Here is an 8,339-nt window from a genome sequence, read left to right on the forward strand (position 1 = left end):
AAGGGGGGGGGGGGGGGGGGGGGGGGGGGGGGGGGGGGGGGGGGGGGGTGGGGGGGGAGGGGGGGGGGGTACCCACCCCCCCCCCCCCCCCCCCCCCCCCCCCCCCCCCCGCCGAGGGCCCCACACTCGATCGCCGGGATGCGAAGGTGAGATTGCCGACCGCGGGCTGTCCGACGGGACGCGGCAGTCGGCGGGGTCACGCGGGAGGGGCGAGGAGCTCGGCGATGGCCGTTTCGTTGTAGTAGGGCGTATCGGCCACCGTGATGACGGGGGCGGGGGCGCTCTTGCGCTTGAGGAGGGTCTTCACTCTCTCGCGGCGTTGCTCGGGCGTGAGCGTGGCGGACGTCGTGGGCAGCCGCTCGGCGATCTGGCTGCGGGAGATCAGACCGCGCTCGGGGAGAACAGCCTCGGCCGCCTGCCGCAGGTAGCGGGCCGCGACGTCGGCGCTCACACCGAGTTCCTTGGCCAGCACCTGGGTGGTCAGGCCTTCGCCCTTGTCGATCGCCGCGTTCAGGCGCCTGGTCACCTCCTTGCGGCGGGTGTCCTTCGTGCCGGACTCGGCTGCGATCTCGGCGGGGCGGGGGCCGGTGTATCCCGGGCGGGTGGTGTCATACCACAAGAACCAGGCGGAGACTTCGCTGGCGTCAAACATGCGGTCGAACTCGTCGCGCGGGGGAAACGGGCGCTCGGGGTGGTCCCGGTAGTCGGAGGCAAGCAGCCGTACAGCGGTCGGCGTCACACCGCGAAGACGCGCCGTGTCCACCCAGCGCCACCGTTCGCCGGGCGTGTACGGCATGCGATGGGGCTCCGCGGCGAGCCGGGGACCCCGGCTCACTTCCGGCGCTCGCTCGTCGGGGCCGAAGAGCTGTTCGCGCACCCACTGCGCGCCCTCGTCAAAGGGGAAGAGCTGGACTCGCCGCGGACCTGTCCGGGCTGTAGAAGCGAAGTCCGGGTCGGCGTCCAACCAGTTCCGGACCGTCTTCTCGGCGACGCCGGCGAGGTGCGCGAAGTCCTTGCGGGTGAGCTCCTGGGCGTCGCGCCGTAGCAGCGCGAGGCGCTGCTCGAACTGTTCTCTGGTCGTGGTCATCGTGGCTAATCCTGTCTCATGCAAGGCCCTACACTGTCGGGTACTGCAAGCGGGGCTCTTCCGGGAGATCCGATTGTGGGTTCCAGGGGCCGGCGGCTTTGCCCAAGTCAGCACACTTCGGTGGTGCTGGTACGGACTTCGTCCGTGTCGTCGGCCCCGCTTTCGCCTCCGGACGCCTCGGCGCTTGTCCGGCGCGAGGCAAACCACTCGGCGACGGCCTCCGCGCACGCGGCGGCGTGGGCCATCAGGTCCCATCCGGGCTGTGCCTCATAGACTCGCTCGATATCGCAGTAGTCCGAGCCGTCGTAGCCCTCGTATGCCGTGGCGTACAAGCCGCCTGTGTACTGGGAGACGGGGTTGCTGACGTCGACCCCCCAGGGGGTGTTGATGATGATGTGCTCGCTGTTGAGGGCCTTGTCCTGGGAAAGGTGCGGCGGGTGGGCGATGACGAAATCCTCTTCGAGATCCAGGAACCCAGGGACTTCACTGAGGGCCAGGGCGTGCAGCAGCACGGCGGCGACGGGAATGGTGGCAAGGTTATTCATGGGAGGCATGCCTTTCAACGTGGTCGTGATTGCGTTGCCGGGGGCGAGGAGAAGACGGTGGCCAAGCCGTCCAGCTTGATCAGCCGGGATCTGTCAGCGAGGCCCTGCGTCTACGGGGCAGAGGACGCCGACGCTGATCGCGAGAGCCTCCACGTCGGCATCCGGAGAAAGGGCTGCCTTGGCTGCGGCCCGGGGCCGGGAGGCGATGAGGCGCAACCTGGGTGGGGCGACCAGGCGCATGGCCTGGCGTGCCGCCCGCTCGAAGTCCGCGCCGGGGTCGGCTGGGGTGCTCGCGGTGGTGGTCATAGGAAGACTCCGCTCGGGGCCGTTCCTGGTGGGCGGGTGCTTTCGCCCGCCCACCAGGAACGGCGTGGGTTCCGGGGTCCGTCGTTCGGCTTGCCCTGCCGGACGGTGGACGAGAGGGCTTCGGTCAGCGCGGGGAGGAATCGCTCCGGGTGCTTCCGGGGTTCTCCGGGCGAGGCCGGAGGAGCGTGCGGCGTCGCTCGGCGTAAGCGGCGACTTCCCCGGTGCGCAGGAACGCGGTTTCGAGCGGGTTCTCCTGGACATGCCACATGCCGCTGCCTTCGTCACCGTGCGGCCGGAAGTCAGCGATGAGCTTCAGGTCCGCCAGGGTGGCCAGGGCGATGTGCGCCTGCTGCTCGGCGCGCGGGAGCTGTTCGAACTTCAGCTGGTTCAGGTCGGCCACGATGAACCGCAGCCCGTTCTCGAAGAGGTCCTCGGAGCTGAGGTTGAGCCGCTCGGCGCACAGCAGCAGATCAGCCAGAAAGCGGGCGATGACCTCGGTCACGTCGGAGGGGGCCAGGGCCGCGAGTTCCTCTTCGTCGACGAACCTGCCGAAGTCGAAGATCTCGAATTCCCCGCGCAGTTCCCAGATGCGCTGCTGCAGAAGGTCGAAGTTGTTGAAGCTGCGGCGGGTCCAGTAGTGCAGGACGTCGCCGAACAGGGTGGTGATGGCGGTCTCCGCCTCGCTGCGGAAGGCGGGGCTGGTGCGGAGTACCTCCCACCCGGCCTCCCACTGGTCTCGGCCGTAGAGCAGGACGGCGCGCATGCCGCGGACGGCGGGGTCCTGGTTGAACACGGCGCCGACACATGAGGTGTCGAGGTATTCCCACACGGCGGCTTCGCCACGGTCGGTGCGGGTCTTGATGCGGGAGGGGGTGTCCATGCTTGGTTGCCTTTCGGGTGAGGCCGGACGGCAGTTCGCCGGCTGGAGAAAGTGATGGGCCGATACCGGGACGCGGACGGCCGTGCGCGTGTCCGCGTCCCGGACTCGGGAGATGGGTCAGGTCCTGAGGAGGTGGGCACGCGCGTTGTCGCGGATCCACGACGCGGCGAACTTCGCGCAGTCTGCGGACTCCTCGGCGATGCCCCCGGGTACGTGTGAACCGCTGTACAGCGTGTCGATCAGGTCGCCGTCGGCGTCGTGCAGGGTGATCGTCCACGGCTCGTCGTGGGCATCGACCGGCCGATCGGCGCTTTCGTCTGACTTGACGAACAGGCGCGGGCCCGTGTGGACGTCTTCCCCAGTGGCGGCGATGTCGAGCGGTATCACGCGATACGTGATGCCGCACTCCCACATGGGGTACGACGGCACGCCGTACGCGCCGAGGGCGGCGTGCAGCACGTCGCCCTCGGTCGGCGCGGGCTCGTCGACAGGGCGCAACTCGATGTAGCTGCCGGGCAGAGCCACGGTGTAGGTACACGACGCATCGAGGAGGATCCGCGCCGACGGAACCTTCTGCCACACGCCGAGGACGAACTCGACGCGGTCGGCCGACAGCGAAGCGGGGTGATCGATCGCGTCGCTGTCATGTGAACTGGCATACGTAGCGGTGTAGTTGACGGCGTGCGCGACGGGATTGGCCGGAGCGATCACGGTGCCTCGTGCGGGTACGGGGTGCACCTCGCGGTGTGCCGCGCCGAGGGCCAGCCGGTGGGCGGCGGCAACGACCTCGTAGGCGGCCGTCAGGGCCTCCTCCTCCCTGAGGGCCTGCTCACGGACCGTCCGCTCCACGTCTGCGACTTCGATCCACTTGCTGTTGAAGTCGGAAGGAAGAAGCCGCTGTTCGGAACGGCACTGGAGGAGGCTGTCGTCGGTCTTGCTGATCTGTCGCCTGTGCCTCGCTGCCGCCCTCCGGCGGAGCGCCAGCACGGCCGTGGTCAGATCGAGCTGATGACGTGCGGCTGTGACTCGCTCGCGGGCGGCGGTGCGCATCGCGTGTGTCTGCATGGGGTGCTCTTTCGCGTGGGTGGGTTCGGCTCCGGTGCGCGGCTTTGCCCTGCCGCGCACCGGAGGAATACGGGGGTGGAACGTCAGTCGAGGGCGTCAGCCAGGGAGTCGAGGAGAGTCCGCAGCGAGTGCTGGACGTCTCCGTCCTCGGCTACCTCCTCGCCCGCCAGGGAGGTGAGGAGGATTCGCAGCGAGAGGCCCAGGCCCTCAGCTCCGGTTGCCTCCCACACGTAGGAGAGGAGGTCGGCGCAGATCTCTCCGGCCATTTCGGGGGCGTAGGTGGCGTTGAACGTCTCCCAGCCGTCGGGCGCGTCGGCCCAGCCCGGTGCGATGACGTCGCCTTCGCGGTCGATCTTCGTGCCGTCCTCGCCGACCCAGCGGAGGGCGTAGGCCAGGTGGGCGTGGCCCCGCTCCGGCGGTGTCGACTTGATGAGTTGGGCGTAGTCGGTAGGCGCCTTGATGTCGAGAGGCCCTGTGAAGTCCATGGGTGAGCTGCCTTTCACGGCTGTGGGTTCGGTGCCGGAGCGCGGTTTGCCCTTCCGCGCTCCGGCTGGGAATCGAGACGGTCGGCTCGCGGCCTGACGAAGGTGAGAGGCTGCTTCCGGAGCCGTTAACCCCGTTTCGACATAGGTAAATCTATCCTTCGGGGGGTTGGGGGTCAACGGCGTTCCGGGTCGCCGGACCCCCGAACTGCCGGGTTCGTGGATGATTCCCGGGTAGTCGCCCTGCCGGAGTGAGCCAGGGCGGGATGCGGCCGGGGTGTATCCCTTGGTCCGGTCAGCTGCGGGCAAGTTCGATGATCTGCTTCAGGGTGAGATTCTTCTTGAACGGCTTGCCCAGACGCTGCTCCGCCCCGGCCCACTCCGCGAAGATCTCGCGGTTGATCCGCGCGGACGCGATCAGGTCAGCACGCTTGGCCAGCGGGCAGGCTCGGCAGCTGAGCCGTCCCACGTGCTCGTAAGCCGGGTGCCACGGGATGCCGTGCTCGCGATGGGCCTTCCAGACTTCGTCCGTCTTGAGGTGGTGGACCGGCAGCCAGGTTGTGACGTCGCGCAGCGTCTTCGCGGTCATACGGTGCTGCTCGATGACCGGCTTCTTGGCGCGGGCCCGGGACTCCTCGGCGCGCATGCCCATCGCGTACCCGGCCCGGATGGGGCGGCCGAGCCGCAGCTCGGCGGCGACCTCGTCGACGTAGTCGCGGCCGACGGCCGTCTTCAAATCCGAGGTACAGAACCTGGCAAAGAAGCCTGGAAAATTGCCGTGGTCCATGATCCGGTCCCACAAGGACGGCCACCGCTGACTGCGGCGGACGACGAACGGCACTCCGTACAGGTCCGCGTGGCTGCGGGCCACTTCGAGCGCGCCGGGCCACTCGATCAGGTGCCCGTTCGGCGTACGGCCGAGATCACAGTGCAACACCCTGACCTTGTGTAGTTGGCCTGCCTGGTCGGCCTGCGTGCACACCTCGTGCACGAGGACGCCGCTGTCCTTTCCGCCGCTGTCGCCGACGATCACGACGTCGTTGCGATCCCAGTCGAACCCGGCGGCCGGCGCGGGCAGGGGCGGCGGGGCGAAGAGTTCGAGCTGGGCGCCGCACGCGCTACCGCAGGGCGGAGGGGTGCTGAGGTTTCGGGGCATGGATCTCTCCCAGATGGAGGTGTTCGGTGGGGCTGCCCGGACCCTGGGCAGCGAGGGGGCAGTCCCGGCTGCCTGGCTTCGCCGGGGTGGAGCGTGCCAGGCAGCCGGCTGGATCAGCGCGGCGGGATCTGGGCTGCGTAGGCGGTGATGACTGCGTGCGCCGCTGCCTCGCTGAGGCGCAGGATCTCCAGGTTGCACACGGCGGTCATGTCCGGGCCGGACAGTTCCAGGAGGGCGATCCCCTCCACTTGCCAGCGCCCGGACAACTCCGAGCTGTAGATCGGCGTGTCGGACGCTTCCTCGTCGTAGCCCGGCATCGGGCGGCTGTCGGCCACGCCCAGCAGACCCGCGGTCTGGTCGTCCAGCCACCGGGCGGCCTCGCCCTTGAAGTCGGTCGGGTCGTGAAAGGCGGCCAACTCGCTGTCCGGGGCGCTGTTGACGGCGGCGAGGACGGTGGGCGCCAGGGTGAGCGGCAGGAGCTCGAATCGGAGGCTGTGCCCGTTGCGGTAGTAGGTGTTGGACCACCTGACGGAGGTGGCGCCGTGGGTGAACGTGACGTCCACCCACGGCGCCTCGGTGGGGCGGGAACGGGTCACCTGGGGGCGGATGCCCCGGGTGAGCAGGAGCCGCATCGCCATCTGGGCGGTACGGGTGTGCTGGATGGTGCGAGCGGTATGGGCGATGCGTTCGCGGCCGTCGTGCCGGGGATCTGAGAAGACCATGCGGCGCTCCTTCGGTTTGTGGGCGCCGGGCCCGGTTTGCCCTCCGGGCCCGGCTGAAAGGGGAAGAGTGCGGTGGGGCCGCCGCCGGGGCGGCCCCACGGGGTTTACAGAACGGCGGCCACGCGCTGGCCGAGCCACTGGGCGACGTTGCAGCTCACCGCGTTTCCGGCCTGGACCGTCCGGGCGGCATCGCTGGTGCCCGTGACGATGTAGCCGGGCGGGAAGCGTTGGGCGTTCATCTGCTCGCGCCACTTGAGCATTCGGAAGTGGCAGTCCTCGATGCGTGCCGCCTGCCGCAGCAGACCGGCCGAGTCGTGTGTGGAGAGGGTGTGCAGCGGCTCGGACGTCGGCTTGGCCTTCGCGCCCTTGCGGTACGGGATGACCAGCCCATGGTGGTTGCCACCCGCCATGACCGCGGACAGCGGCCGGTCGATCTTCCGCGCCTTGCCGTGGTTGCGCAGCTCGATGACGAACGGCGGAGCCGCCAGATCCGGCGACGACGTGGCGTACGGGAGGGTTCCGGGCGGGAGGAGCAGCCCTTCCCCGATCTTCGCGCACCGGGACGGAAGCGGGGCCGTGTCCGGCCGGAATGCCCTGCCCTCGTGTCCGCTGTGGTTCAGGGTCACCACCGAGGGGGCCTCGGGGAACATCTCCAGCCCCGCCTCAATGCGAGCAACGGTGCTCTCGGCCAACGGCTCAAGCCCGTGCTCGGCACGTTCGGCGATGCGAATGCCTTCGTCGTCCCAGTTGATGATGGAGGACGCGGGCTGGACGTACGGCTCCACGACCCCGTGGCCGCAAGGGCACGTGTAGTCGTACTGCACGCCGTACTTGCCGACTCCGCTCCTCCGGGGCTTCTGGCCTTTGCGGGGCTTACGGGGCTTGCGCCAGGTCTGCACCGCGTGCACGTCCTCCTCGCAGACCTCGCAGAAAGCGAGCGGCGTCGGCTTCACGTCTGGCAGCCGGACCCCGATCTGCGTGAAAACGATGTACAGCCGGTCGCGCCATTGTGGAGCGGGAAGATTGAACTCGTCTCCGATGTGCGCGGACGAGACACACACGATCTGGTATTCGTATCCCAGCTGTGCCATTCCAGCCAGCCACCAGTCGAACAATTCCCAATCGGTCGCGAACTCGATGACGTTCTCGACCAATACGGCCTTGTAGCGGTGGAGTTGAACGGCACGGATGACTTCGAAGGCAGTGGCCCGTGTCCGCTGGAACGCCTTGTCCGGGAGGGCTTTCCATTCCTCGTCGTCCAACTGCCCCTTGACGCGTGGGCGCCCCCCTGCGGGGCTTATCTCCGTACAGATGGGACTCGCCCAAAGAATGTCCGTCTTCGGGAGCCGCCTCATGTCGTAGTACTCCATCTCGGCGCAAAGATGCTCTGCGTCGGGATGGTTGGCTGTGTGCGTGTCGACCGCAACTTGCCAATGATTGGCCGCGAGTCTGAGTTCAAGGCCTGCGTTGACTAGGCCCGTACTGGAGCCGCCAGCGCCCGCATACATGTCGGTGAAAGTGAGGGTCAAATTCTCTTCCTGCGAGTGTGGGTTCCGGGGCGCGTCAGGCCCGGTTTGCCCTCCGGGCCTGACGCGCTGAAAGAGTTCGGAAGCAGTTACATGCCGACGGTCCGGGACGTGAGCCAGACCGCGGTCTCGATGACGTTCTCGACCGTGACCACCTGGAAGCTGCGTGTCTCCGCAGCGCGGATCAGGTCGTAGGTGGAACGGGTACCGAGTTCGGCCGCCAGGAGGCTGCGCAAGCGGGGGTCCTCGGCGCTGAAGGCGGGCCGTCGGCCTGCCGGGCTCCAGCTCGACAACCAGGGCGGGGACGCCCACAGCAGCGGGGCCGTCTGAAGGTGGTCAGGAAGCGGGGCCGGTTCCGGGCTGCTGGTGTAGCCGGTCAGCGCCAGGCGCCAGTGGTTGGTGGCCGGGGGAATGCCGGGGGTCATGTGTTCATCCGTCCTTGTGGGTTCGTGCGTGGCGGGGCCGGTTTTTCCTCCGGGCCCCGCACGCTGGGGGGGTGCGTTCAACGCCCGCCGCCCTAGGTCCCGACGGACCGCAGTTCTGCGGAAAAGAAGTGGACTATTGCGGTCA

10 protein-coding genes are annotated in these 8,339 nt (G+C 68.6%); all 10 read right to left on the minus strand.

Annotated elements, in window-relative coordinates; translation table 11 throughout:
• Positions 1-196 precede the first annotated feature (196 nt).
• The 10 genes from ACZ4WS_RS38835 to ACZ4WS_RS38880 all read right to left on the minus strand — a co-directional run bounded on the left by ACZ4WS_RS38835 (position 197) and on the right by ACZ4WS_RS38880 (position 8,194).
• A complete protein-coding gene (locus ACZ4WS_RS38835) occupies positions 197-1,087 on the minus strand; it encodes a hypothetical protein (RefSeq protein WP_467987772.1) in 891 nt (296 codons plus the stop codon).
• Between the two features lie 107 nt (positions 1,088-1,194).
• Complete coding sequence (locus ACZ4WS_RS38840; protein WP_467987773.1) at positions 1,195-1,641, minus strand: hypothetical protein; 447 nt, start codon at positions 1,639-1,641, stop codon at positions 1,195-1,197.
• An 84-nt stretch (positions 1,642-1,725) separates the two neighbouring features.
• Positions 1,726-1,938, minus strand: coding sequence for a hypothetical protein (locus tag ACZ4WS_RS38845; protein WP_467987774.1), 213 nt, complete (start codon positions 1,936-1,938; stop codon positions 1,726-1,728).
• A gap of 124 nt (positions 1,939-2,062) precedes the next feature.
• Positions 2,063-2,818: a hypothetical protein gene (locus tag ACZ4WS_RS38850; RefSeq protein WP_467987776.1), complete on the minus strand. Its 756-nt coding sequence runs from the start codon at positions 2,816-2,818 to the stop codon at positions 2,063-2,065.
• A gap of 117 nt (positions 2,819-2,935) precedes the next feature.
• The gene (locus ACZ4WS_RS38855) at positions 2,936-3,883 is read right to left on the minus strand and encodes a hypothetical protein (RefSeq protein WP_467987777.1); all 948 of its coding nucleotides are present in this window, start codon (positions 3,881-3,883) and stop codon (positions 2,936-2,938) included.
• An 83-nt stretch (positions 3,884-3,966) separates the two neighbouring features.
• Positions 3,967-4,368: a hypothetical protein gene (locus ACZ4WS_RS38860; RefSeq protein ID WP_467987778.1), complete on the minus strand. Its 402-nt coding sequence runs from the start codon at positions 4,366-4,368 to the stop codon at positions 3,967-3,969.
• A gap of 292 nt (positions 4,369-4,660) precedes the next feature.
• Positions 4,661-5,521 carry a phosphoadenosine phosphosulfate reductase domain-containing protein gene (locus ACZ4WS_RS38865; RefSeq protein WP_467987780.1) on the minus strand — a complete coding sequence of 287 codons (861 nt, stop codon included), beginning with the start codon at positions 5,519-5,521 and terminating at the stop codon, positions 4,661-4,663.
• A gap of 113 nt (positions 5,522-5,634) precedes the next feature.
• Positions 5,635-6,243, minus strand: coding sequence for a hypothetical protein (locus ACZ4WS_RS38870; RefSeq protein WP_467987781.1), 609 nt, complete (start codon positions 6,241-6,243; stop codon positions 5,635-5,637).
• Positions 6,244-6,347: 104 nt separating this feature from the next.
• Complete coding sequence (locus ACZ4WS_RS38875; protein ID WP_467987789.1) at positions 6,348-7,751, minus strand: DNA cytosine methyltransferase; 1,404 nt, start codon at positions 7,749-7,751, stop codon at positions 6,348-6,350.
• Between the two features lie 107 nt (positions 7,752-7,858).
• The gene (locus ACZ4WS_RS38880) at positions 7,859-8,194 is read right to left on the minus strand and encodes a hypothetical protein (protein WP_467987782.1); all 336 of its coding nucleotides are present in this window, start codon (positions 8,192-8,194) and stop codon (positions 7,859-7,861) included.
• Positions 8,195-8,339 lie beyond the last annotated feature (145 nt).

The organism is Streptomyces sp. NPDC029292 (genome assembly GCF_055569295.1).